This window comes from Paenibacillus sp. FSL R5-0887, from assembly GCF_038002305.1.
Taxonomy (GTDB): domain Bacteria; phylum Bacillota; class Bacilli; order Paenibacillales; family Paenibacillaceae; genus Paenibacillus_AQ; species Paenibacillus_AQ odorifer.
In genome coordinates, this window is sequence record NZ_JBBOCE010000001.1 from 3,385,285 (window position 1) to 3,409,552 (window position 24,268).

The following is a 24,268-nucleotide window of genomic DNA, read 5'->3' on the forward strand; positions in this document are numbered from 1 at the left end:
AATGAACTTTGAGTTGATTTAGTTGGTACCGGTGAGAGGACTCGAACCTCCACGGTTTCCCTCTCGATTTTGAGTCGCTCATGCTATCGGGAAGATAGCAGAAACTAAGTCAAAGAAAAGGAATCTAAAGCCCGCGAAAATCCTTGTAAGATCAAGTTTTTTTGCAGGTTCTTTCGTTAGATTTAAACGCCGCAAGGCTTCCGGGAATCTTCTCAAATAGTAGTCGCTTTTGCACAAATGAGAGAACTCGGAGAGAACTATAACAGATCAGCCCGCTCCCTATCATTGACAGATAATATCGAAGCTTTGGCTTCAGGGAGGGGAATTGATATGAGAAAAACAACAGTAAACACTATCGCTAATCAAAAAGGCAGTACAGGTAAAACCACCACCGCTTATAACCTGGCTTACGCCTTATATAATGAAGGAAAAAAGATATTACTGATTGATTTTGATCCTCAAGGGAATCTAACGATGTACTTTGGTATCGAACAACCTGATAAACTCCCTTACTCTATGTTCAACATCAAGAACGCGATGATGACGGACGAACCGCTTCCATCGCCCGAAGAGTGCATTCATTCTCAAGGTAACATTGACCTGATTCCTATCAACACTTGGCTTACTCAATATCAATGCTTTGGTAGCACTCAACTGCTCAGATCATTGTGAAGGTAAAGAAGCGAATCAATCCACATATTCGCATTGAGGGCGACTTGATGACCAGGTGCGACACCCGTACCAATTTATATAATGAAACCATTCGTCTAGTGAAAGTGTGGTGTATCATAGAAGTCAGTCATCCGGCAAGTTTATTTTGATCAATGAAAATGGACTCTAGACTCCAAAGCGAGGAAAACTATCGGCCTGTCTTTTACGTTATTCAAAAATAATTAAGTCATCTATCCTCCCCTAACGCAAAATACAAGAATCCTTTGAATTTATCAATCGTAACATTCCGTAAAATATCAGCAAAATCTTCATAATCTTTTATTACTTGAAAATTATTAAAGTAAACTTTATTCAATATCTCTGCTTCGCATTCACTTCGACTTATTGGACTAAATCTATTACTGTATACATTTATCCTTAACTCCTCTTTTAACTCGTGGAAATTTACACTTTCAAGCATGAAATTTATTATCTGTTCCACATCTATGGTTATCTTATTTGGAGTCTCGTAAATATCATTGCTGCTCGTTAATTCAAATATATAGTAAATTCTAGTAGAGTCCTCATTACTAAAAAATATAATTTCAAATTTACAGTTATTTTTGACACCATAAGCTTTATCTAATAATTTGCAAATACTTATCAAGTACAATTCATTGAGAATCGTTTGTTCTTTGTTAAAAATCTTAGAAAAATAAGTACTAGAAAGTGCAACTTTTTTATCACTATTACAAAATAATTTAAATATTTGTACATCTATATTTAAATTAGATGCTATCCGTTCCAGTTCTTTGTCATGGAATTCTTGCTTTTCCACACAACCTTTTCGCTTTGTTTTTTGAGGCAAGTCAGAAATAACAAACTCATTTTTTTCATGATTAAAAATGAAATATCTTAAATTTCCTGCTACATAAATACTACTTAAAGTCTCAAATAATTGGTCAACGTTCAAACTTTTTACGTCCTCAAGTAGGCCTATTGGTCGAGAAACAATATCTTTATTTAAAAAATGAATCATTACATTGATCTTTGCCACCTCATTGTGTTTCGATAGTATTTCTTCCTCGACCTCTCTAATGGCCATTAACATTAAGTCATAATATTCATTTTTATTATCTAATATCCTCCTCACATAGTTTTCAAATTCAAAGATAAGGTTTAAACCTACTTGGTACTTCGCATTGCTCCAACTATATAAGCAATAGCAGTAACTTGTTTGTCCTCTCAAATTACTTTCTTTCTCTGTGAAAAAATCTTTGAGCATCGCCAGTATAACAAAGTGCTCTAGAACGTGAGCTAAACCGTTGTTGCTAATACCATCTTTTTCTGATCCAGCTTCGCATAAAATAAAAAATGAATACATCATCTACCTTCTTTCCGAACTTCACTTCATTTTTTTATCCTTGATGTGTTTTAACTTTATGCGTAATGCTCAATCTAAGAAGTAAACCTCATTTTATTAATCCATCTTGGCAAAAATAGTAGGAGTATAAATAAAACTGCAACAGTAATGGAAGGAACGGCAATAATTCTAGAAATACCTCCATAGGGTTCAAAACTTGTGTAATAGCTATTGAACTTGGCTATCTGCATGGGCAGAAAATTGCCCACATAATGTTTCAGAAAGAATACCTCGCTCATCTGAATGGCGTAAGATATGGCTATGGTGAATAGTAACAGGGCGTAGCCAGTATAAATCTGTGTGACTAATACGCTGATCAATAAAGTAATCCCTGTCATCAGTGAGATTGCCACATATCCAATAACCAGGTTGATTAAAAACTGCTCGAAATAATTCACCGCAACCATTGATAAAAAAAATTGTGGACTACTTTGTATAGGCAAATCCGCTCCTTGTAAACCGTACATAAAGAATATAGGCGTAATGTAAATCGCTACCGCCGTCAGATAAAGCAATAAAGAGAGCTGGAAGGCGTTGATAATCCGTATCCTACTCAGCTTACGTTTTCCAAACCTCGTGGATTTGACCAGTCCGTCCACGCCCAAGGTCTCGTCTTCATTAAAAATTGGGACCAGTAGAATGGAAATGAGAACCAGGACAATAAAAACACACTGGCTCATCCCTGAGTTAACGTTCTTCCATCCCTCGGCATAACCCATCCGGATAGGTTCGGAGAGAGAAGCCGCTGCAAAATTCCCGTTGCTGATTCCTTCCCTAGAACTCCCCGCTTCCTTCTGTGCACTTTTGATGATGTCTGCCCTGTCCTGATAAAATTGTTCTGCTGAGACATCCCGTATTCCAGTCCAGTTCCAGCCATACACTTGGATAATTATATCCAAGGCTGGCAAATCTGCAACATCCGCTTTATTCCTGTCTTCTGGTAGGCTAAGTTCTCTGTATTTTTCCAAAATTTTATTAATCTCAACTTCATCCAATACCTCCGGTTGATAGAAATACCGGTATTCCGTCCCATCTGTTACCTCATATCTTGCCTGATTTAAATAACCTGTTTTGATGGTGTCTAAGTTGTAAAAGGTAAGTATCAGAAACAATGCCAACAAAAAACCGAATATGTTTATGTTTAGGATTTTACTTCTGTTTACTTTTGATAAATAGCTCATGATTTCACCTACCTTCCTCTACTGTAAATAATATCTTCTCATCCATATAGAGATACCGATTCGAGATAAGAGAATGTACACAGTACCCAGAAACAGGGCGACAAAAACATAAGGAAATACAGTATTACCCACAAAATATAATTTCTCTATGCCTATAAGATTATTGATAAAGTTCTGGGGCATGAAGACCATCACTTTTTCAATCAGCGCCCCCCTCCCCATCTGATAAGTATTTACGAGATAAAAATAAATCAGTGAAAGTGCTAATACCAGTTTCCCTCTTTTAAAAACCACGGACAAAAACAGGATAAGATGCGTCACGACAAGTGTGGAAAAGTATCCCATGGAAATATAGAGTAACCCCTCTTGAAGCTGATTCATAGAATAAAATGTAATTGTTCCGATTTGAACCGAAGAGTCCCAGCCGTGCAGCGTATACACTGCGGTAATAAACAGCAGTATGATCGCAATATACACAAAATAGGCTATCGTAGAAAACACACAAGCGGCACCAAGCTTGTAGCTGAGCAGCCTCCTCCTGCTCTCCTTGGTGGATAAGGTCACCTTGTCAATTCCTTTGCTGCTGTTTTTGGAGAATCCTTCGCATAGGATAAACGCCAAGAACATAAAGAAAAGGTAGATCGTATTTAATAAACCTATTTTCAGGTACTCCCAGCCACTATCATATTTGAATAAAAATGGGGTGGGTACTTTTTGCATTTTCTGGGATATGATTTCGATTTGTTTCTCTGTATAAGGAAATAGATTTTGTTCAGTGGATAAATATTCGGTAAAACTGCCCTTCCAATCTACATAAAAATTGGAGAGCTGCTCATCCGTTAAATTTAAGCTGTTATCGAGAACACGGTACTTTATATATGGAAAGTTCAGTTCCCAGTTCAGCGCATCGTGAGGAAAAGTTAATCTTTTTCCCAACTTGCGATCTGTATCTACTTCGCCTTCAATATAAGGTTTGTCCACGCTGTTTTCGTAGTTTTGTTTCATTTGTAATAAATAATCCGTCGTCATCGTGCCCTCAACCGTGCGCTCCCTTAAAATTTTCCAGCCTCCAAGACCGCTATGTATGGTTCCCTCATCATCCAAGACATCTATACTCTTGGCGGTTTGAATCCAGGGGATCAGAATAATAGTGAGAAAGAGTAGGCTGATAATTACTGTATTTTTATTTAATATTTTTTTCAGTTCTAATGGAATGAAATTACGCATGGCTCCCACTCCCTAAGTAGATGTAGTAATCTTCCAGCGTGGGCTCGCATACGATTGCGCCTGATTCCTTTTCTCCCAAGTAACGGACATTAACAACGTTTTCTTCCTGCCGGATCCGTACGATCAGGTGCTCCTTTTTAAAGGAGGCCAGTCGCTCTCTGTCCATCTCCTCAGTAAATACTTTTCCTTTAATCCCGGATAACATCTTTTGCACATTACCTTGCTCTTTAATTTTCCCCTGATTTAGGATGATCACATTGGTGGTAATTGCTTCGATATCCGAAATAATGTGGGTAGAAAACAAGATGATCTTGTCCTGTCCCATTTCGCTTATGATGTTTGAAAAACGGATTCGCTCATGGGGGTCAAGCCCAGCGGTGGGCTCGTCAAAAATTAATATCTTCGGATCGTTAATAATGGCTTGGGCAATGCCCACCCGCCTTTTCATCCCTCCGGAAAAGGTTTTGACCTTTTTATTAGCAACATTCTCCAGGTTGACAAACTGTAATACCTCTGGAACTTTGTGCATCAGTTCTTTTTTTGACAACCCCTTCAGTGCTCCCATATATTCCAGATATTCTGTTGCTGTAAACGCGGAATAAACCTCGAAATCCTGGGGAATATATCCCACAAGATTCCGGTAGTCGTCGTTCATATGGAAGATATCCTTGCCGTTAAAGGTAACCTTACCACTAGTTTGATGGTCAATTGCCACAAGGATTCTCATCAAGGTGCTTTTCCCTGCCCCATTATCTCCCAAAAGCCCATACACACCTTCAGGCAATGTAAAATTCAGTTCACTGATTGCCCGTTTCATTCCAAATGTTCTTGTTAAATTCTCCGCTTTAATTTCCATCGCTAATTTCCTCTCTCAATTGATATACGTCTCCTTCCGAGAGAACTTGCCATTCTTCTCCCGTAGACTTTCTACCTAACAGGAGGTTGGTATATTCTCCGTCCAGCTTTTTCACTTCCCATGCGAACAGATTTTCATTTTCGAATCCTACTATGATACCTGTTTTTTCTTCCTTGTATAGAATATTTTGGATTCTCGGATCATCAGTGTTTCCCCTAGTGCCATTGTCCGCTGGTTCGGGAAACCGATCTGAATTTTCTCTCATGTATGCATCAACTGTTTTGTAGATGCCTGTTATATCCTCGATAGAAAGAGATGGAACTTCTATTGTTGGCCTAATTGAAGACTCTTTTCTTCCTTGCTCCCGATAAGTTCTTTCATTTTTTTTCCTCCCTTCATCAAGACGTTTGTCCAAAGCAATATCCTCAAAAGTCCTTTTATCATCTAGCGTTGCATCCTTTGGAGATTCCTCATTGCCCGGATTCTTATTCTCTGACTTTACATCCTTCGGATTATTATCTAAGGTAATTAAATCCTCTGAGATGGTTTTATCATCCTGTATGCTTGCATATTCTGAGTAGCTGCTTTGATTTTGGAAGTAGAGGCTTCCTCCAATCAAAATGGTTATAGTTAATACAAACATTAAGATTTTTTTCACTAAGACACCTCCATTTTTTATATGTAATTCTACATTTTATCGTTTATTTCAACTGACTTAATCTTTCGTATAACTTTAATTTATCACCAATTTTCTCAACTTCCATTTTATACCTATTCTTCTTGGTACAAATTATAGATTGAACACCTTAAAAATCTAGGTGTGTAGATCTTAAATTTTTATTAACAAATGGTTGTCAATGGTATTATGAGTAAAATCTCCTGAATGATAGATCTTGAGATCAGTCTGTAGCCGAATTTTTTGTATGACCATTTCGCATCACTATAAAAAATTGAACAGCTTCATCCGAAAAAATCGGTAATTGAAAAGATAAAGAGAACAAGAACAAATAAAACTTCCGTTTTATTGAACAGTGGTATTATCCCCTTCAAGTAGACACTCGAAAAAAACTACATGTTATCATGGAGATTCGAGTAACACTTGGAGGGGATATTTTTATGGCGAAAAAAGGACAAACATTTCAGATGTATACAGAAGCATTTAAATTAAAGGCGGTTAGAACCTACTTAGATGGATCATCTAGCTATACGATCATAGCTGAACAACAAGGTATCCGTAGTTGCACGCAATTGAAGGTTTGGGTGAGAAAATGGAAAAACGGAGATTCTTTCGATGAACGTAAAAATGAGGAAAAAGAGATGAATCCTAGGAAAGGTCGCTCTCGCACGTCCTTTGGTAGTGTCGAAGAAGAAAGTGACTACCTGAAAGCGCAGGTGGATATTTAAAAAAGCGGTATCCAAATCTAATAAAGGAGAAGCTCCCAGGCAGCGAGAGAACTACGCTACCCGCATCATATTACAGACCTCATAGCGATTGCAGGGATATCACGGACCAGTTACTACAAATGGCTAGCTACATAGCCTAAGCGTCAGAGCCAGGAATGACAAAAATCAAGAGATCAAGGAACACATGATGGCCATTCATTTTTCGCATCCAGATTTAGGCTATCCTCGCATTTCGACTGCCTTGTAGGAGGCAGGCTTCAACGTGAATCACAAGAAAGTATGGCGAATCATGAAAGAACTATCGATCAAATCTATCATTCGAAAGAATCGAAGACAGTCTAGTTATACCCTTTCTATCGTTTTCCCGAATCGCTTAAAACGTAAATTTCATGCCACAGCACCACAGCACCACAGCAAAAAATGGTAACGGATATTACCTATATTTCGGACGGAACTAACTTTCATTACTTATCCGTCATACAAGATCTATTCAACAACGAGATTGTCACTTTGCAATTGTCAGAACGTAACGATGTTCAACTCGTGTTGGATACGGTTACGAAGTGGACAAGAAAAAGAGACGTACATTGGAAGCCGTGCTCCATTCGGTTCAGGGCTTCCAATGCACGTCTCAGGCATACAATAGGTATTCGGCATTAAAGGCAGCACTCTCGCAAAGCTACCTCCCTAGATAATGCATGTTTCGAATCCTTCTTTTCGTATCTCAAAACAGAGAAGTTGTACCTCAAACAGTGTAATTCAAGAGCAAAAATATCACCGCTTTCAAGCAAAACTATCGGTGCGCGCTGGCAGCATAGCTTTTTTCATTTGTCTACTTGACAGGGGTATGACCAATACTCAGAAAATAAAAAAACTTGTAAAATTGCTGGAAGCAATCTTACAAGTTTTTTCGATATACCGGTGAGAGGACTCGAACCTCCACGGTTTCCCTCTCGATTTTGAGTCGAGCGCGTCTGCCATTCCGCCACACCGGCAAAGTATTAAGTTAAAATATGGCGCGCCCTGAGAGATTCGAACTCCCGGCCTTTTGATTCGTAGTCAAACGCTCTATCCAGCTGAGCTAAGGGCGCAAAATTTATATGGAGCGGACGACGGGAATCGAACCCGCGACCCTCGCCTTGGCAAGGCGATGCTCTACCGCTGAGCCACGTCCGCACACGGTATGTATTGATGTCCGACTCACTAAAGAAGTGAGCCATGAAGGACTCGAACCTTCGACACCCTGATTAAAAGTCAGGTGCTCTACCAACTGAGCTAATGGCTCATAAAGCAAGAAAATGGCGGAACCGACGGGATTCGAACCCGCGGTCTCCTGCGTGACAGGCAGGCATGTTAGGCCAACTACACCACGGTTCCAGAAGAATAATTGCTTAATGAAAATTGGTTGCGGGGGCAGGATTTGAACCTGCGACCTTCGGGTTATGAGCCCGACGAGCTACCGGGCTGCTCCACCCCGCGTCAGTAAAAAAGTATTAATTCCCTTGGATCCCCCGGAAAGTATCCGGAATCCTCAGTGAAGCATTAACCTCACTTTTGGGGATGTGTTATGGTGGAGGCTGAGGGGATCGAACCCCCGACCCTCTGCTTGTAAGGCAGATGCTCTCCCAGCTGAGCTAAGCCTCCATATAAAGAAGCAACTTAATTATCATAACATAATCAAATCTGTAATGCAACCATTTTTTCTAGAAGTCTGAAGCTGTTTCAAGAAGAAATGGTGACCCGTATGGGATTCGAACCCATGTTACCTCCGTGAAAGGGAGGTGTCTTAACCCCTTGACCAACGGGCCGTTTTAAAAACAAATTGTTTTGACAACAAAAAAGATTATATCATGTATTATTAAGTATAGCAATACCTAAACTAATTATTTTTCTTTTTACTCTTCCCTAGGTAATAGATTGATATGAAGCTTTTGAGATATTATCTCAACGATTTCACCTATAGTTCTATCATTCGTGTCTAAATGCTGCTTAAATACCTCGTGATCAAGCCCTCTGATGCACCTGTCGATCTGCTGAGCAGCCCAAGAGTCTTTTCCTTCACTCTAACGCTTAATCTCTTAAGCAAGGTCTCTCGGGAGGCACACAAACTAAAATGATAAAGCACCATTTATCCATATAATCATGATCATTTGCCTCCATGAACTAATTTTCATTCAAAAACCACTTCACAGTGATTGCCTATCCTTATAATAAACTGCTAAACATCGTACAACAAAAAGACCACTGTCGATTACTCAACAGTGGTCTTGCGTGCTTGGCAACGTCCTACTCTCCCAGGACCCTTCGGTCCAAGTACCATCGGCGCTGGAGGGCTTAACGGTCGTGTTCGGGATGGGTACGCGTGGAACCCCTCCGCTATCGCCACCAAACGGGCATTTGCGGTACAAATGCATTATTCAGGTCTCAGCATCGCCAAATGCTGAAAACAAATTCATCATCACACAGTCACTTGGACTATATAAATCTGAGCTTGATTCCTGAAAACTGAATCCGAAACGAATTTGCGTTTGCCCTTCTTACGGGGCCCCCGGAAAGTATTCGGAATTAGCTTCGCAGCTTCTTCTTCACTTTTTGGGGTATTTTTAGGATAAGCCCTCGACCGATTAGTATTGGTCAGCTCCATGCATTGCTGCACTTCCACCTCCAACCTATCTACCTCGTCGTCTTCAAGGGGTCTTACTAATTGGGAAATCTCATCTTGAGGGGGCTTCACGCTTAGATGCTTTCAGCGCTTATCCCGTCCGTACGTAGCTACCCAGCCATGCTCCTGGCGGAACAACTGGTGCACCAGCGGTACGTCCATCCCGGTCCTCTCGTACTAAGGACAGCTCCTCTCAAATTTCCTGCGCCCACGACAGATAGGGACCGAACTGTCTCACGACGTTCTGAACCCAGCTCGCGTACCGCTTTAATGGGCGAACAGCCCAACCCTTGGGACCTACTTCAGCCCCAGGATGCGATGAGCCGACATCGAGGTGCCAAACCTCCCCGTCGATGTGGACTCTTGGGGGAGATAAGCCTGTTATCCCCAGGGTAGCTTTTATCCGTTGAGCGATGGCCCTTCCATGCGGTACCACCGGATCACTAAGTCCGACTTTCGTCCCTGCTCGACTTGTAGGTCTCGCAGTCAAGCTCCCTTATGCCTTTGCACTCTGCGAATGATTTCCAACCATTCTGAGGGAACCTTGGAACGCCTCCGTTACTCTTTAGGAGGCGACCGCCCCAGTCAAACTGCCCGCCTGACACGGTCCCCGTACCCGGTAAGGGTACTAGGTTAGAACCTAGATACGATCAGGGTGGTATCCCAACGGCGCCTCCACCGAAGCTTGCGCTCCGATTTCTACGGCTCCCACCTATCCTGTACAGATCGTACCCAAATTCAATATCAAGCTGCAGTAAAGCTCCATGGGGTCTTTCCGTCTTGTCGCGGGTAACCTGCATCTTCACAGGTATTAAAATTTCACCGGATCTCTCGTTGAGACAGCGCCCAAGTCGTTACGCCATTCGTGCGGGTCAGAATTTACCTGACAAGGAATTTCGCTACCTTAGGACCGTTATAGTTACGGCCGCCGTTTACTGGGGCTTCGGTTCATAGCTTCGGGTTACCCCTAACCACTCCCCTTAACCTTCCAGCACCGGGCAGGCGTCAGCCCGTATACTTCGCCTTGCGGCTTCGCACAGACCTGTGTTTTTGCTAAACAGTCGCTTGGGCCTTTTCACTGCGGCCCCCTCGTGCTATTCACACTACCGGGGCACCCCTTCTCCCGAAGTTACGGGGTCATTTTGCCGAGTTCCTTAACGAGAGTTCTTCCGCGCGCCTTAGAATTCTCTTCTCGCCTACCTGTGTCGGTTTGCGGTACGGGCACCTTCTCCTGGCTAGAGGCTTTTCTTGGCAGTGTGAGATCATGACCTTCGCTACTACAATTTTCGCTCCCCATCACAGCCCAGCCTTAACGATGTGCGGATTTGCCTACACATCAGCCTCACTGCTTAGACGGACATCCATCAGTCCGCGTCACTACCCTCCTGCGTCACCCCATCGCTCATAGCGGATTACGGTGGTACAGTAATTTCAAACTGTTGTCCTTCGACTACGCCTTTCGGCCTCGCCTTAGGTCCCGACTTACCCTGAGCGGACGAGCCTTCCTCAGGAAACCTTGGGCTTTCGGCGGATCAGATTCTCACTGATCTTTTCGTTACTCATACCGGCATTCTCACTTGTGTAGTGTCCAGCGCTCTTTTCAGTACACCTTCAACCCCTACACAACGCTCCCCTACCCCAGATACATACGTATCTAGCCATAGCTTCGGTGGTGTGTTTAGCCCCGTTACATTTTCGGCGCAGAGTCACTCGACCAGTGAGCTATTACGCACTCTTTCAATGGTGGCCGCTTCTAAGCCAACATCCTGGTTGTCTGTGCAACTCCACATCCTTTCCCACTTAACACACACTTGGGGACCTTAGCTGATGGTCTGGGCTGTTTCCCTTTTGACAATGGATCTTAGCACTCACTGTCTGACTCCCGGCAATAAGTATATGGCATTCGGAGTTTGACTGAGCTTGGTAATCCTTGCGGACCCCGCACCCAATCAGTGCTCTACCTCCACTACTCTTATACCGAGGCTAGCCCTAAAGCTATTTCGGGGAGAACCAGCTATCTCCGAGTTCGATTGGAATTTCTCCGCTACCCCCACCTCATCCCCGCACTTTTCAACGTACGTGGGTTCGGGCCTCCAGTGCGTGTTACCGCACCTTCACCCTGGACAGGGGTAGATCACACGGTTTCGGGTCTACGTCCACATACTAAGTCGCCCTATTCAGACTCGCTTTCGCTGCGGCTCCACCTTCTCGGCTTAACCTTGCATGTTAAACGTAACTCGCCGGTTCATTCTACAAAAGGCACGCCATCACCCATTAATAGGGCTCTGACTTTTTGTAAGCACACGGTTTCAGGTTCTATTTCACTCCCCTTCCGGGGTGCTTTTCACCTTTCCCTCACGGTACTGTTTCACTATCGGTCGCCAGGTAGTATTTAGCCTTAGCAGATGGTCCTGCTGGATTCATACGGGGTTTCACGTGCCCCGCACTACTCGGGATCCGTCTCGGAGAGAACACAGTTTAGGCTACAGGGCTTTTACCTCTATCGCGGGCCTTTCCAGACCTCTTCACCTACCATATTCCTTTGTAACTCCATGTGAGACGTCCCACAACCCCTAAGAGCAAGCTCTTAGGTTTAGGCTGTTCCGCGTTCGCTCGCCGCTACTGACGGAATCACTATTGTTTTCTCTTCCTCAGGGTACTTAGATGTTTCAGTTCCCCTGGTCTGCCTCTACATTTCCTATGTATTCAGAAATGAGTAACTGCGAATTACCACAGCTGGGTTTCCCCATTCGGACACCCCCGGATCAAAGCTTGCTTACAGCTCCCCGAGGCAGTTTCGTTGTTCGCCACGTCCTTCGTCGGCTCCTGGCGCCTAGGCATCCTCCGTGTGCTCTTATTAGCTTAACCTTGATTTTTCCGCAGGAAAATATCATACGATGACATTCTCTTTGGAATCATCTCACTAATAACATTTACTTGTTTGCACAAGTTGCTAAAAGATGTTCTAAAACGCAAATTCGTTTCGGTATCCAGTTTTCAAGGATCAAGTCTTACTTGAGAGCTTAAACTCTCAAAACTGAGCAACGAGTGAGTAACAGGCCTAAACCTGAGATTGTGGAAGTTAAACTTCCGATTTGAATGTTCTCATTGCAGAGAACGATTCTCCATAGAAAGGAGGTGATCCAGCCGCACCTTCCGATACGGCTACCTTGTTACGACTTCACCCCAATCATCTACCCCACCTTCGGCGGCTGGCTCCCTGCGGGTTACCCCACCGACTTCGGGTGTTGTAAACTCTCGTGGTGTGACGGGCGGTGTGTACAAGACCCGGGAACGTATTCACCGCGGCATGCTGATCCGCGATTACTAGCAATTCCGACTTCATGCAGGCGAGTTGCAGCCTGCAATCCGAACTGAGACCGGCTTTGATGGGATTGGCTCCACCTCGCGGCTTCGCTTCCCGTTGTACCGGCCATTGTAGTACGTGTGTAGCCCAGGTCATAAGGGGCATGATGATTTGACGTCATCCCCACCTTCCTCCGGTTTGTCACCGGCAGTCACTCTAGAGTGCCCAGCTTAACCTGCTGGCAACTAAAGTTAAGGGTTGCGCTCGTTGCGGGACTTAACCCAACATCTCACGACACGAGCTGACGACAACCATGCACCACCTGTCTCCTCTGTCCCGAAGGCCGCTGCTATCTCTAGCAGATTCAGAGGGATGTCAAGACCTGGTAAGGTTCTTCGCGTTGCTTCGAATTAAACCACATACTCCACTGCTTGTGCGGGTCCCCGTCAATTCCTTTGAGTTTCAGTCTTGCGACCGTACTCCCCAGGCGGAGTGCTTACTGTGTTAACTTCGGCACCAAGGGTATCAAAACCCCTAACACCTAGCACTCATCGTTTACGGCGTGGACTACCAGGGTATCTAATCCTGTTTGCTCCCCACGCTTTCGCGCCTCAGCGTCAGTTACAGCCCAGAAAGTCGCCTTCGCCACTGGTGTTCCTCCACATATCTACGCATTTCACCGCTACACGTGGAATTCCACTTTCCTCTTCTGTACTCAAGCCACCCAGTTTCCAGTGCGACCTCAGGTTGAGCCCAAGGTTTAAACACCAGACTTAAATAGCCGCCTGCGCGCGCTTTACGCCCAATAATTCCGGACAACGCTTGCCCCCTACGTATTACCGCGGCTGCTGGCACGTAGTTAGCCGGGGCTTTCTTCTCAGGTACCGTCACTCCGGTAGCAGTTACTCTACCGGACGTTCTTCCCTGGCAACAGAGCTTTACGATCCGAAAACCTTCATCACTCACGCGGCGTTGCTCCGTCAGGCTTTCGCCCATTGCGGAAGATTCCCTACTGCTGCCTCCCGTAGGAGTCTGGGCCGTGTCTCAGTCCCAGTGTGGCCGTTCACCCTCTCAGGTCGGCTACGCATCGTCGCCTTGGTGGGCCGTTACCCCACCAACTAGCTAATGCGCCGCAGGCCCATCCCTCAGTGACAGATTGCTCCGTCTTTCATTCTTCTCTCAGGAGAAAAAAGAAATTATCCGGTATTAGCTACCGTTTCCGGTAGTTATCCCAGTCTGAAGGGCAGGTTGCCTACGTGTTACTCACCCGTCCGCCGCTAAGTTATTTTGAAAGCAAGCTTTCAAAATAACTCCGCTCGACTTGCATGTATTAGGCACGCCGCCAGCGTTCGTCCTGAGCCAGGATCAAACTCTCCAATTAGTATTGAAAAGAGCGATATGCTCATTTTGAAACATCTGACGAGAAAATTAATTCTCTAATTTTGGATTTCACTTACGTGATTTCCTACTCACTCGTTGTTCAGTTTTCAAAGATCAAGTTCTCGTTGGCGCCGTTTAATGTCTCAGCAGCAACTCTTATAATATATCATGCTTTCTGATTTATTGCAACTCTTTTTTCAAAGTTCTTTGCAATCTAATTCAGATTATCATTCACCAACCGAAAGCTTTATAGTTCCTCTTTGCGACTGGATTTATAATGTACCATATATCCCTACATAAAAACAACACTTAAAAATTTATATTTTATAAATAAGTGCTTTTGCCCCACTTTATTTAACATCTTTTATCCCTATTTACCTATAAAAAAACGTGTAGATTCTAAGGATACAGAATCTACACGTAAGTCAAACAACGGCTTAATATATAAATTTATTAGTTTGAAATCCAAGGATTTCTACGTTTTTTAGTACTCGTTTGCTGAACCTTGAGATTTCGTAGCAGTTTTGCTTTTCTTGCTACTAGGTTGACCTGAGGTCTTTGCTTTTTTGCCTGTTGCTGTTTCCTTCGCTACATTCCCCTTATTCTTGAGAGATGCGTTAGAAGTTGACTCATCACTCTCTGTTCTAGCCGTTTCGGGAGATTCCTGCACGAACGCTTCAGGTTCTTGAATTTCCGGCACCCGATTATGCTGCGAATAATTACCTATCCCTGGATACTGCGGATTGGATGGAATATTAGAGTTATCCGGTCCACCAAATGCTCCAAGCGTAGAAGTAGGTACCGTTCCCTGATTAGGCATTCCTGCTCCATATGCGGAAAAAGCGTTTGGATTCCCATATTCAGGATAGGTGTTATATACAGGCATGTCATATGAATAAGTTTGCACTGGTTGAATATGCACGCCTCCGCACCCACAAGTTGGCCAAGGAAGGTTCGGCGTCTGTCCTCCATATTGAGGAACAGCATACGGGGAGAAATCCCCGCCAACATTCATGCCAGCAACATTAGCCTCCATCGGATTCCACTGTCCTGGACTCATATTAGGGGCAGCATTGGGATTCCATTGTTCTGGGCTCACGTTAGGCGCTGCATTGGGATTCCATTGCTCTGGGCTTATGTTTGGCGCGGCATTGGGATTCCATTGTTCTGGGCTTATGTTTGGCGCGGCATTTGGATTCCACTGTTCCGGGCTTATGTTTGGCGCGGCATTGGGATTCCACTGTTCTGGACTCATATTAGAATACATATTGCCCGAAAAATAACATGGTGAAATACATTCTGGTGCATAAGCCATTGGCTGAACATAACTTGGTGCCCAGTTCATGTTCATATTAGGGCTATTTTGATATGAATCATAGAGATAAGGATTTCCTCCCAGGCCCGGGTATCCGTTGGAATTATCCCATGTGCAATCATTGTCTGCTTTCTTCTCAGCTTTAGGTGCTTCTTGTTGAGCAATCGGTTCTTGATTTGGAACCGTAATCTGAACAAATAAACTCTGCATTTCAATTTCTTGCACTGGAGCAACTTCCATTTGCATATTAGGCGCAGGATTGGGTGCAATATTTTGTGTATTAATAGGGGCGATGTTTAGCGATGGGTGTGGTGCAGAATTGGATTCAGGTGAGATATTTGTCACTGGTTTAGGTGCAGGTTTAGCTTCTGGCTTGGTCTCTGGTTTTACTTCTGGTTTAGTTTCTGGTTTAGGTGCAGGCACTACTTCAGCAGCAGGCTGTTCTTTGGGACCTGTATATTCCTTGCCACCCACCTGCGTTTTCTCTGACGCGTTAGACGGTGTATACCCAGGCTGTGTCGGTGAGGTATTGGATACTTTTTTAGGAATATTAACTACTTCCCCTAACAAAAGTACATTTGGATTCTTTAGTTGGGGATTGGCCTCAACCATATCCTTCAAAGGAATTCCCCAGGCTTTAGATAATTTCCACAAGGTATCTCCTTGTTTAACGGTGTGCTTGTAGTAAACTTCACTGTTCTCCGGTACGGATACAGGGGCCGTAGGTATTTTTACTTTGTCTCCAACCGCTAACACATTCGGATTACTGATCTGCGGGTTTGCTTCAATAATTTTTTGTAACGGCACTCCGTACTTTTGCGATAAGGCATACAAACTATCGCCTTGTTTGACAATGTGTATTTTCACGTAGCATTAACCTCCTAAAAGTTTTGTGGAGTATTGCTTTCTTTACAGCTACACAGCAAAACTGACTTCGAAAGCAAACACCCTTTTCATGGAACATTGCTCTCTTACAAAGTTATCTGCGGTACAGCCGCCTCCTTCGTTACTACATCTTATGCAGCCCATGGGCGAATGACATCCCCGAAATAAAAAAAATCCTTTCATGATCCATGAAAAGATTAACCGGAGACTCCCGTTTTCTTCTGCATGTATGCATAAAAGGACTTCTGATGCGTATTCAATGCTATTTACGTTGTATGATTAGTCTTTATTCCCAAACCTTATAGCCATCTTTATCAACCACATTACGGAACTCTTCGAGCAGCTTCAAAGTGATTGGACCCGCTTGTCCTTCACCAATGATCCGGCCGTCAATTTCACGTGCAGCAATAACCTCAGCAGCTGTGCCAGTGAAGAACACCTCGTCCGCTATATAAACATCATGCATTGTGAACGGTTCTTCTTTCAGTTTAATACCTAATTTCTCGCAGAGCTCAATGATCGCCAGACGGGTAATTCCTTCAAGGGCTCCCAAGTAACATGGAGGAGTGAAAACTACACCATTTTTGATGATGAAAATGTTATCGCCCGAACCCTCAGTAACATAACCTTGAGCGTTCATCATGATGGCTTCGTCGGCTTCTGCCAAGTTGGATTGGATTTTTACTAGGATATTGTTTAGGTAATTAAGCGATTTGATCTTTGGATTGAGTGCATCCGGAATATTACGGCGTTGGGACACAGAAACTGCACGAAGTCCGTTCAAATACGCTTGTTCTGGGTAAATAGCCAGTTGTTCAACGATAATAATTACACTAGCTTTTGGACAACGGCGTGGATCAAGACCTAAGTTCCCTGGTCCCCGGGAGACGATCAGTCGAATATAACCGTTCCGCATGTCATTAAGACGAATCGTTTCAGCCATAGCCTCCAGCATCTCATCATACGTTAGCGGAATGTCCAGCATGATCGATTTTGCCGAATCATACAGTCTGTCCAAATGCTCTTTACATTTAAAAATATTGCCGTTATAGATACGGATACCTTCAAAAATACCGTCTCCATACAAAAAACCGTGATCAAAAACGGATACCTTTGCATTTTCCTTCGTTACGTGTTGTCCATCCAAATAGATCCATTGCTCAGCCATGAATTTACTGCACCTCCGCTTTCTCTTCCTCATAGGTGTATGTGGGATACGAGCCCAGAATCCTTACCTGACAGCCTAAAGCACTAATTTCTTCAATAGCCCCTGGCAGCAGAACAGATTCTATCGGTTCCAGCACATCAATATAAAAATAATAAGTACCCAGCTTCTTCTTCGTTGGTCGTGATTCAATACGCGATAAATTCAGTTTCCGCCAGGAAAAAGCAGCAAGCACCTGATGCAAGGCACCTGGAAAATCCTCTGGCAGCGTTACTAGAACACTCGTCTTTACTCCTGTGCTGCTCCGCGGAAGATCTATCTTCTGTGGACCAACCAGGACAAACCGTGTGTAGTTGTTGTTGTGATCTGTAATTTGCCGATCTACAATCTCCAGCCCATGAGTAGCGGCGCCAAGAGCGGTACCGATAGCAGCCCAGCCCTTGCCGGGATTGTTTTTGACGATTTCCACAGCTTCAGAGGTACTTCCGACCGACTCCAGTTCAGCCCAAGGGGCATGCTTACGAACAAATTGCATACATTGCGCCATTGCTACGGGGTGCGAAAGGATTTTTACCATCTTGGTGAAATCCTTGTTGCCGTCTGTATCTGTGAATTCCCTTGGGTTACCGATAAGATTCTGTATCGATGGAAAAATCCATTCCGTCTGCATTGGCAGATCCACTTCATTGATGAGCCAATCGATGTGAAGACTAACTGAGCCTTCAATGGTATTTTCAATCGGAATCACGCTGTAATCGGTGGTACCATTCGCCGTAGAGAGAAATACATCGGAAATTAACTTGTGATGCACAAGCTTTACAGGTTCACCGTTAAACAAATGCAGCAGCGCTTCGTGGGATACCGAGCCCTGCGGCAATACCGCTATTGATTTCATGACCGTACTCCTTTTATCATATCCAAAAATGATACGTTTTGCATCTCGTTTATTTCAAGCAGCTCTGTAGTAACTCCAGAAGCACAAGGTGTTAACCAGCAGGTCCGAGCGGAAATGCCATGTTCCTGCATCGTATTCTTCAAGAAGGCCTCAAGCTCACTCTTACGGGTCTCTTGGCGATCCACTAAACATAGCAGAGTCGGTCCAGCACCGCTAAGTGCGATCCCTAAAGCACCGTGTTCAGGAGCTTCTGCGAGCAGCTTCTCCATGCCCGGTATAAGCGGTGCACGATACGGCTGATGCAGGCGATCCTGCATCGCTCTGCTAAGCAGGTCAAGCCGGCCTGATGCCAGCGAAGCCGTCAATAGAGAGGTTCTGCTGATGTTGTACACAGCATCACTAACTGAGATTTCTGTTGGAAGCAATCCCCGCGCTTTTGTGGTTTCCAGTTCAAATTCAGGAATAACCACCAGCACCTCAAGATTTTGTGGTGGTTCTAGCCGAACATAATCCGCATGTTCACCATCCCACACGGCAGTAATAATGCCGCCAAACAAGGAGGCACCCACATTATCGGGATGTTTCTCAAGCTGGGTAGCCATATCAAACAGCTTAGCATTATCCAGCGGAGAGCCAATCATTGTGTTCGCTGCGGCCATTCCGCCAATAATAGCTGAGGCACTGCTGCCGAGTCCACGCGTAAGCGGAATTTCCGAGTACATGGATATCGATAATTCAGGCACCGTAACGCCTGCTTCTGCAAATACCATTTGAGCGACCTTATAGAGTAAATTGCTCTTATCCTGAGCCACTCCATTCATCTCATCACCATATAGATGAAAAACAGTCTCCTCTGCTTCCTCCATCTCAATCCAGGCATATAGCGGCAATGCCATACCCAGAGTATCGAAGCCCGGACCAAGATTGGCAGTACTAGCAGGCACTTTAACCCTAGCTCTTCCGTAAATACTCATAACAGGTACAATCTCCTTACTATGTTTTGAAATATGAAAGTATTAGTTCATTGGCTTGGTTAACCTTCCACACGATAATGGCTCTTAATCCGGCGGATGACTTTCAGCTCCTCGAAATGGCGCAGCACTTTGTTCATGCTTGCTTTACTAGCGTTATGAGTGACAATAATGATCTCCGCATCAGGATTATTGGGATTGGCTTGCTGAACTACTGAATCCAAACTTACATCATATTCGGCAAACACTTGAGTAATCTTAGCCAATACCCCTGCTTTATCATCAACATGCAGAAGCAAAAAGTTTTTATAAAAAATAGCTTCATCACTCTTAAGCTTTTTCTGCTTGTAAGGTACTTTTTGCTTCAATCCATTTACACCTAGTTTAAGGTTCTTAATGACAGCTACCAAATCAGCTACCACTGAGGTTGCAGTTGGCATTGCGCCCGCACCCGCACCGTAGAACATGGTCTCTCCCACTGCTTCCCCGTATACGTAAACTGCGTTGAACACGCCATTGACGGAAGCCAAGGGATGACTAGCCCGAATCAAGGTTGGCTGAACACTGATGCTGAATTCTTCATCCTGACGTTCAGCGATGCCTAACAGCTTAATTTCATATCCGAGACGTTTCGCAAAGGCGATATCCGCCTTACTCACCTGAGAAATCCCACTCACACTTACATCATGCAGCTCCACATTAGTACGGAAACCTAAGGTTCCGAGAATCGCCATTTTGCGGGCAGCGTCCAGGCCTTCCACATCCGAGGTTGGATCAGACTCTGCGTATCCCAGATCCTGCGCTTCTTTTAACACATCATTATAGGATGCGCCTTCTTGGCTCATTTTGGTTAGTATGTAATTAGTCGTTCCATTCACGATACCTATAATCTTCATAATCTTATCTGAAGAAAAGCCCTCGATAAGTGTGCGGATAATCGGAATGCCTCCTGCTACGCTAGCCTCATAAAAGACATCACATTGCTTCTCCTGCGCCTTAGCAAGAATCTCCGAGCCGTGCAGCGCCATCAAATCCTTGTTCGCAGTTACGACATGTTTACCGCGTTCCAAAGCTTCAAGAATATATTCTTTGGTTCCCGCGATTCCCCCCATAACTTCAACGATGACATCAATTTCAGGATCACGAATCACATCCCATGGATCTGTCGTTATTTTAGCAGGATCAACCTCGATTTCGCGTGGTTTATTAGAATTATTCACAGCTATACGTTCAATGACAATTGAAGAGCCTACCTGGCTGCTTAAATCCTCTTGATTCCCTTCCACGATACGAACTACACCTGTGCCTACTGTTCCCAGGCCCAGCAACCCCACTTTAACCGGCTTCATCTGTCTCCTCCTAAAAGTTTACGAATATAGTTCCTATCCCTGTCCAACGATTAAAGCACGCTTCACTCCTGGAATCTCTTTCAGACTATCCAGCATCTCTCCGAGCTCCTCATTTAAGTGTGAAATTTCTACGGAGATCACCACATTTGCCCGGCCTTGCAGCGGAATACTCTGGTGAATCGTCAACACATTAGCCCCATGTCCTGCTACAGAGCCTAGTACCTTGGAAAGCATTCCAGATTCGTGCTCCAAATCCATGGAAATCGTAACGATCCGCTCTCGTTCGAGCTGATGGATCAAGTGAATTCCATCCTTGTATTTATAAAAAGCGCTTCGGCTTAATCCCACCTGCTCTACACCTTCATTTACGGTCTTCGCATCCCCGGCCTCAAGCAATTGTTTAACCTGCATAGTCTTAAGTACAGCATCAGGCAATATGTCCTCCCGGACCAAATAATAGCGTTCTCTCACGAACGTCCTCACCTCAAAGACTTTTGTGTTTTCTTAGTGGACATTATATCGGAAAAGGCTTGTAAAATGCAATAACTTTATCTGGATGCTCCAAGGCCGGGTAGTTAAGTGTAGTAAAACCCCCGGATTCCCGGGGGCAGAAGGCAATCGTATGTACACTAGCTGTATGGAATCGTCGTCCCGCAATAGTCACAGATTTTATCCTGCCCTGGAAGTACTCTACTCTTAGCACCGCAACTCGGACAAACGATGGATTTCGGCAGTTGGACAGGTGGATTAGGCCTATTCTCCGGCAATGACTGCCGCCCAGATGATGGCTGGTTCTCTGATGCCGCGGAGGGCTGTGCCCGGTCAGGATGCACAAGATTGGGCGGTTGTTTATCTAAGAGCTTAACACGTCCTTCATAATAGACAAGATCAGAAGCAAGTAACCCCCATCTCACCAAATACCGTAGGTCTCTACGTACATCATCTTCACTTTGTTTCGTGATATCAGCTAAATTACCAATATGCCTAACATCATCCACTACGATCAGCATGAGATACTTCTTGCACAGAAAATCAAAGTTTTCTGTTGCGAAGGTAGCCCTCCCTGCAAAGCTGTCCGCCGGAATTATAAAGATCACGTAGAGAACCACCAGAATGATCAATAAAGTGTACCACTTAAAATCCCCTTTGTAGGTCCCCACGGCGAAGAGGACAGCAAGTTCCATAAAAGCTCCCATACATACATGATAGAGCAATTTGTAGTTAAATGATTTCCGCTCATTCTTATAATGAGTGCTTACAAAACGAAGCATCGCAAGTACAAACCCAAGCGGAGCAAACAAATAGGCAATCGCCATGATGATTCGATCAAACACTGTCTGGTCTCGTTTGTTACGGTAGCGAAGGTTATTCTCAGGCGCACGCACCAGTGCTTGTGCCCGTTTGGAATAAATAAGCTTCGGCGGCAATTTCACAAATGGATTGTCTACACGTCCTTCATAATAAACAATATCTGGAGAAAGCACTCCCTGATCTTTTAAATATTCCAAAACCTCGCGGACATTCTCTTCACTGAATCCGCGGATATCGGATAGGCTGCCGATATGCCTTATGCCGTCCACAAGAACCAATGCGATATAGTCATTGCAAAGATAGGTGAATCCCTCTCTCCATCCTACGGCCCTAACGGATAATTTGATGGCGGGAATCCTAAACAATGCGTAGATAATCACCAGCCTGATCAAGAGTGCGACATAATCGATTTGACCGAGTAGCTTGCTAATAATGAAATAGATCGCCAATTCTACAAAGGCACCCATACACGCATGATAAAACAGGTTAATATTGCTTGCTTTGCGCTGTCTCTTGGAATGTGTAGATAATAACCGAATGGCAGCCAATATAAAGCCAACCGGAGCAAATACATACGCAAACACAATAGTCGTATAATCAAACGCCGTCCGCTCATATTCATGCTTGTACACAGGTTTTCCCGATGTCGGCGGCTGTCTGCGTATATCCAATCCACTCATTTTGTCTTTAATCCCCTTATTTATGTAATCCTATATGCGATGCAGCTAATCTGTTGGTTGACGGCATTAATTGTACGGGATCTTCGTTCCACAGTAATCACAGCTTTTAGATTGGCTTGGGAGCACAGTATTCTGGGCTCCGCACCCCGGACAACGGATAGACTTAGGCAGTTGCGGCGGAGACTGAGGCTGCGCAGGTATTTGCTGCCCCGATGCTTGGGTTCTCCCCGTTCCTCCAAAGCCCGAAGTACTTTCAGGGTAACCTTGATTAGCTGCTGATGGTTCTGGCGTCTGGCGCCCTTCGGATAATGCGACATCAATATCAAGCAGTCCTTTATCCTTCAGATACTGGACATCTCTCCGTACATCACTTTCACTTTGGCCTATTCGTTCAGATATACTGCCAATATGCCGGATATTCTTATTTTGAATCAGCTCTATATAAGAAGTGTTAAGCTTAGAAAGGGTATATTTAGCTTTCGCTGTCACACTGGCCAGTATAAAAGCTGGAGTCAAAAACATGATTGCAATTAAAATAAGCGTTGATACTAATTCAGAAGTTCCAAATTCCCCATTGAGCGCACTAGAAAACATGGCAATAGAAAGTTCAACAAACCCACCAATAAATACATGCATCAGCAGATTGAGGTTAGTCGGTCTGCGGTAATTTTTGTAATGCGTTGTCATCAAACGTAACAAGGCAAGCACAAGTCCAACTGGCATCAGTAGATAAGCAGCCGCGAGAATAACATAATCAAACCCGGTACGTTCGTATTTAAGCCGGGGAACGACTGCATTTCCTCCCGGGAGCGGTGACGGCTCTTGTAGGTTCAAACTGTTCATGTAGTAAACTCCTCCTATTTAAGTGCCGCTAATTCACGGTTACGCCGCTGAAGTGTAGACTTTATACTCTCTGACATCTCATTTACTTCTACCTGCCAGCCCTCATGTGGCTCTTGGGTCGCCAGCAGTAGCTTCACGTGATCATGTAACAGAGAAATCTGCTGCTGCAGAATATCCTCTGTAGCATATAAAGACGGTTCTGATATCGGATCACTGTACTTAATTTTTTCCTCCAACATATCTAACACGTTCACTAGCTGCTCGGATTCGGAATTCTTCCAGCTACTAGCCAGCTCACTCATTTCAGTTAATTCGTTCTGATACCGCCGAAACTTTTGTAAAGACCTTTTGGCTTGCTGTTCCCCTGCCCCAGCATTCCACCCGTAAAGCCCTATCGCGGCCAAAGTGATCGCTCCTAACACAAGAATCAGCAATTGTTCGGCTGCGTACCACAAGGCGGGTAACTCCAGCAGCCAATCGAAGAGTAAGGCCGATACAAATACGAGGGCTGCATAGATTCCCGTAATGATTGCGCCGCTGATAAGAACAGGCGGAGTCTGCTGAATGCTACTTGCAGTTCGGAGCCAAAAAATACAATAGCCATAGATTACACTTTCTGCTAACAGAACCGCGGATAAAGAAATTATGAACCGAAACAGTGAGTCGGAGAAACTTAATCCAATAAACGAGAACACTGTCAGTACTATAGCTACCGCATAAATGATGGTAATAATGTATATATATCTCCTGCTTTTGTTCATTA

The 24,268-nt window shown here is 44.2% G+C and carries 18 protein-coding genes, 8 tRNA genes and 3 rRNA genes; 4 read left to right on the top strand and 25 right to left on the bottom strand.

What is annotated here, in order from left to right:
* The first annotated feature begins 330 nt into the window (after positions 1–330).
* Complete coding sequence (locus MKY14_RS15075; protein WP_340976755.1) at positions 331–672, top strand: ParA family protein; 342 nt, start codon at positions 331–333, stop codon at positions 670–672.
* Between the two features lie 226 nt (positions 673–898).
* Here the strand turns inward: MKY14_RS15075 and MKY14_RS15080 are convergent, their stop codons facing one another.
* The 5 genes from MKY14_RS15080 to MKY14_RS15100 form a co-directional block, all read right to left on the bottom strand.
* Positions 899–2,038, bottom strand: a complete 1,140-nt coding sequence (locus MKY14_RS15080; RefSeq protein WP_340976756.1) for a hypothetical protein — start codon at positions 2,036–2,038, stop codon at positions 899–901.
* A 71-nt stretch (positions 2,039–2,109) separates the two neighbouring features.
* Positions 2,110–3,255: a hypothetical protein gene (locus MKY14_RS15085; protein WP_076220373.1), complete on the bottom strand. Its 1,146-nt coding sequence runs from the start codon at positions 3,253–3,255 to the stop codon at positions 2,110–2,112.
* Between the two features lie 18 nt (positions 3,256–3,273).
* Positions 3,274–4,482, bottom strand: a complete 1,209-nt coding sequence (locus MKY14_RS15090) for a hypothetical protein (protein ID WP_076185530.1) — start codon at positions 4,480–4,482, stop codon at positions 3,274–3,276.
* Positions 4,475–5,338, bottom strand: coding sequence for an ABC transporter ATP-binding protein (locus MKY14_RS15095; RefSeq protein ID WP_076220372.1), 864 nt, complete (start codon positions 5,336–5,338; stop codon positions 4,475–4,477). Before MKY14_RS15095 ends, MKY14_RS15090 begins: the two co-directional genes overlap by 8 nt.
* The gene (locus MKY14_RS15100; RefSeq protein ID WP_340976758.1) at positions 5,328–5,996 is read right to left on the bottom strand and encodes a hypothetical protein; all 669 of its coding nucleotides are present in this window, start codon (positions 5,994–5,996) and stop codon (positions 5,328–5,330) included. The genes MKY14_RS15095 and MKY14_RS15100 overlap by 11 nt, the downstream gene beginning before the upstream one ends.
* Positions 5,997–6,454: 458 nt before the next feature.
* Here MKY14_RS15100 and MKY14_RS15105 point away from each other — a divergent pair, with 458 nt between their 5' ends.
* From MKY14_RS15105 to MKY14_RS30845, 3 genes are all read left to right on the top strand, one after another.
* Positions 6,455–6,742, top strand: a complete 288-nt coding sequence (locus MKY14_RS15105) for a transposase (protein ID WP_076185546.1) — start codon at positions 6,455–6,457, stop codon at positions 6,740–6,742.
* Between the two features lie 262 nt (positions 6,743–7,004).
* A complete protein-coding gene (locus tag MKY14_RS15110; protein ID WP_139331146.1) occupies positions 7,005–7,169 on the top strand; it encodes a hypothetical protein in 165 nt (54 codons plus the stop codon).
* Positions 7,163–7,402 carry a hypothetical protein gene (locus MKY14_RS30845; protein ID WP_445254977.1) on the top strand — a complete coding sequence of 80 codons (240 nt, stop codon included), beginning with the start codon at positions 7,163–7,165 and terminating at the stop codon, positions 7,400–7,402. Before MKY14_RS15110 ends, MKY14_RS30845 begins: the two co-directional genes overlap by 7 nt.
* 256 nt (positions 7,403–7,658) lie before the next feature.
* On the opposite strand, the gene MKY14_RS15115 is transcribed toward MKY14_RS30845, so the two are convergent.
* The 20 genes from MKY14_RS15115 to MKY14_RS15210 all read right to left on the bottom strand — a co-directional run bounded on the left by MKY14_RS15115 (position 7,659) and on the right by MKY14_RS15210 (position 24,266).
* Positions 7,659–7,737: transfer RNA gene (locus MKY14_RS15115), tRNA-Leu, on the bottom strand.
* A 19-nt stretch (positions 7,738–7,756) separates the two neighbouring features.
* Positions 7,757–7,833: transfer RNA gene (locus tag MKY14_RS15120), tRNA-Arg, on the bottom strand.
* Between the two features lie 10 nt (positions 7,834–7,843).
* Positions 7,844–7,918, bottom strand: a tRNA-Gly gene (locus MKY14_RS15125).
* Between the two features lie 36 nt (positions 7,919–7,954).
* Positions 7,955–8,027, bottom strand: a tRNA-Lys gene (locus tag MKY14_RS15130).
* 14 nt (positions 8,028–8,041) lie between these two features.
* Positions 8,042–8,119 (bottom strand) — tRNA-Asp (locus MKY14_RS15135).
* A gap of 25 nt (positions 8,120–8,144) precedes the next feature.
* Positions 8,145–8,221: transfer RNA gene (locus MKY14_RS15140), tRNA-Met, on the bottom strand.
* Positions 8,222–8,310: 89 nt separating this feature from the next.
* Positions 8,311–8,386 (bottom strand) — tRNA-Val (locus MKY14_RS15145).
* An 89-nt stretch (positions 8,387–8,475) separates the two neighbouring features.
* A tRNA-Glu gene (locus tag MKY14_RS15150) sits at positions 8,476–8,550 on the bottom strand.
* Positions 8,551–9,015: 465 nt separating this feature from the next.
* Positions 9,016–9,132, bottom strand: a 5S ribosomal RNA gene (gene rrf, locus MKY14_RS15155).
* Between the two features lie 214 nt (positions 9,133–9,346).
* Positions 9,347–12,272, bottom strand: a 23S ribosomal RNA gene (locus tag MKY14_RS15160).
* Between the two features lie 263 nt (positions 12,273–12,535).
* Positions 12,536–14,092, bottom strand: a 16S ribosomal RNA gene (locus MKY14_RS15165).
* Together the 16S, 23S and 5S rRNA genes with 8 tRNA genes alongside form the textbook arrangement of a ribosomal RNA operon.
* Positions 14,093–14,575: 483 nt before the next feature.
* Positions 14,576–16,273, bottom strand: coding sequence for a LysM peptidoglycan-binding domain-containing protein (locus MKY14_RS15170; protein ID WP_340976762.1), 1,698 nt, complete (start codon positions 16,271–16,273; stop codon positions 14,576–14,578).
* 304 nt (positions 16,274–16,577) lie between these two features.
* Positions 16,578–17,459 (bottom strand): branched-chain-amino-acid transaminase, encoded by an 882-nt coding sequence (ilvE, locus tag MKY14_RS15175; protein WP_036685189.1) that lies wholly within the window; start codon positions 17,457–17,459, stop codon positions 16,578–16,580.
* Positions 17,460–17,463: 4 nt separating this feature from the next.
* Positions 17,464–18,351, bottom strand: coding sequence for a prephenate dehydratase (gene pheA / locus MKY14_RS15180; protein WP_036685188.1), 888 nt, complete (start codon positions 18,349–18,351; stop codon positions 17,464–17,466).
* Complete coding sequence (thrB, locus tag MKY14_RS15185; protein ID WP_038573028.1) at positions 18,348–19,325, bottom strand: homoserine kinase; 978 nt, start codon at positions 19,323–19,325, stop codon at positions 18,348–18,350. Before thrB ends, pheA begins: the two co-directional genes overlap by 4 nt.
* A 59-nt stretch (positions 19,326–19,384) precedes the next feature.
* Positions 19,385–20,671, bottom strand: a complete 1,287-nt coding sequence (locus tag MKY14_RS15190; protein WP_036685184.1) for a homoserine dehydrogenase — start codon at positions 20,669–20,671, stop codon at positions 19,385–19,387.
* A 33-nt stretch (positions 20,672–20,704) separates the two neighbouring features.
* Entirely contained in the window at positions 20,705–21,142 is a 438-nt protein-coding gene (locus MKY14_RS15195; protein WP_038573029.1) for an ACT domain-containing protein, read from the bottom strand.
* 158 nt (positions 21,143–21,300) lie between these two features.
* Positions 21,301–22,662, bottom strand: coding sequence for a hypothetical protein (locus MKY14_RS15200; protein ID WP_340976763.1), 1,362 nt, complete (start codon positions 22,660–22,662; stop codon positions 21,301–21,303).
* Between the two features lie 66 nt (positions 22,663–22,728).
* Positions 22,729–23,505 carry a hypothetical protein gene (locus tag MKY14_RS15205; protein ID WP_076280020.1) on the bottom strand — a complete coding sequence of 259 codons (777 nt, stop codon included), beginning with the start codon at positions 23,503–23,505 and terminating at the stop codon, positions 22,729–22,731.
* Positions 23,506–23,519: 14 nt separating this feature from the next.
* Positions 23,520–24,266 (bottom strand): hypothetical protein, encoded by a 747-nt coding sequence (locus tag MKY14_RS15210; RefSeq protein ID WP_340976764.1) that lies wholly within the window; start codon positions 24,264–24,266, stop codon positions 23,520–23,522.
* Positions 24,267–24,268: the final 2 nt, after the last annotated feature.

What these genes read in the sequence shown, in the direction of transcription:
- MKY14_RS30845 (WP_445254977.1), top strand. Translation starts at nt 7,163, where the DNA reads ATGGTAACGGATATTACCTATATTTCGGACGGAACTAACTTTCATTAC.
- MKY14_RS15205 (WP_076280020.1), bottom strand. Translation starts at nt 23,505, where the DNA reads ATGAACAGTTTGAACCTACAAGAGCCGTCACCGCTCCCGGGAGGAAAT.
- MKY14_RS15210 (WP_340976764.1), bottom strand. Translation starts at nt 24,266, where the DNA reads ATGAACAAAAGCAGGAGATATATATACATTATTACCATCATTTATGCG.
- pheA (WP_036685188.1), bottom strand. Translation starts at nt 18,351, where the DNA reads ATGAAATCAATAGCGGTATTGCCGCAGGGCTCGGTATCCCACGAAGCG.
- MKY14_RS15200 (WP_340976763.1), bottom strand. Translation starts at nt 22,662, where the DNA reads ATGAGTGGATTGGATATACGCAGACAGCCGCCGACATCGGGAAAACCT.
- thrB (WP_038573028.1), bottom strand. Translation starts at nt 19,325, where the DNA reads ATGAGTATTTACGGAAGAGCTAGGGTTAAAGTGCCTGCTAGTACTGCC.
- MKY14_RS15095 (WP_076220372.1), bottom strand. Translation starts at nt 5,338, where the DNA reads ATGGAAATTAAAGCGGAGAATTTAACAAGAACATTTGGAATGAAACGG.
- MKY14_RS15190 (WP_036685184.1), bottom strand. Translation starts at nt 20,671, where the DNA reads ATGAAGCCGGTTAAAGTGGGGTTGCTGGGCCTGGGAACAGTAGGCACA.
- MKY14_RS15105 (WP_076185546.1), top strand. Translation starts at nt 6,455, where the DNA reads ATGGCGAAAAAAGGACAAACATTTCAGATGTATACAGAAGCATTTAAA.
- MKY14_RS15075 (WP_340976755.1), top strand. Translation starts at nt 331, where the DNA reads ATGAGAAAAACAACAGTAAACACTATCGCTAATCAAAAAGGCAGTACA.
- MKY14_RS15085 (WP_076220373.1), bottom strand. Translation starts at nt 3,255, where the DNA reads ATGAGCTATTTATCAAAAGTAAACAGAAGTAAAATCCTAAACATAAAC.
- MKY14_RS15090 (WP_076185530.1), bottom strand. Translation starts at nt 4,482, where the DNA reads ATGCGTAATTTCATTCCATTAGAACTGAAAAAAATATTAAATAAAAAT.
- ilvE (WP_036685189.1), bottom strand. Translation starts at nt 17,459, where the DNA reads ATGGCTGAGCAATGGATCTATTTGGATGGACAACACGTAACGAAGGAA.
- MKY14_RS15080 (WP_340976756.1), bottom strand. Translation starts at nt 2,038, where the DNA reads ATGATGTATTCATTTTTTATTTTATGCGAAGCTGGATCAGAAAAAGAT.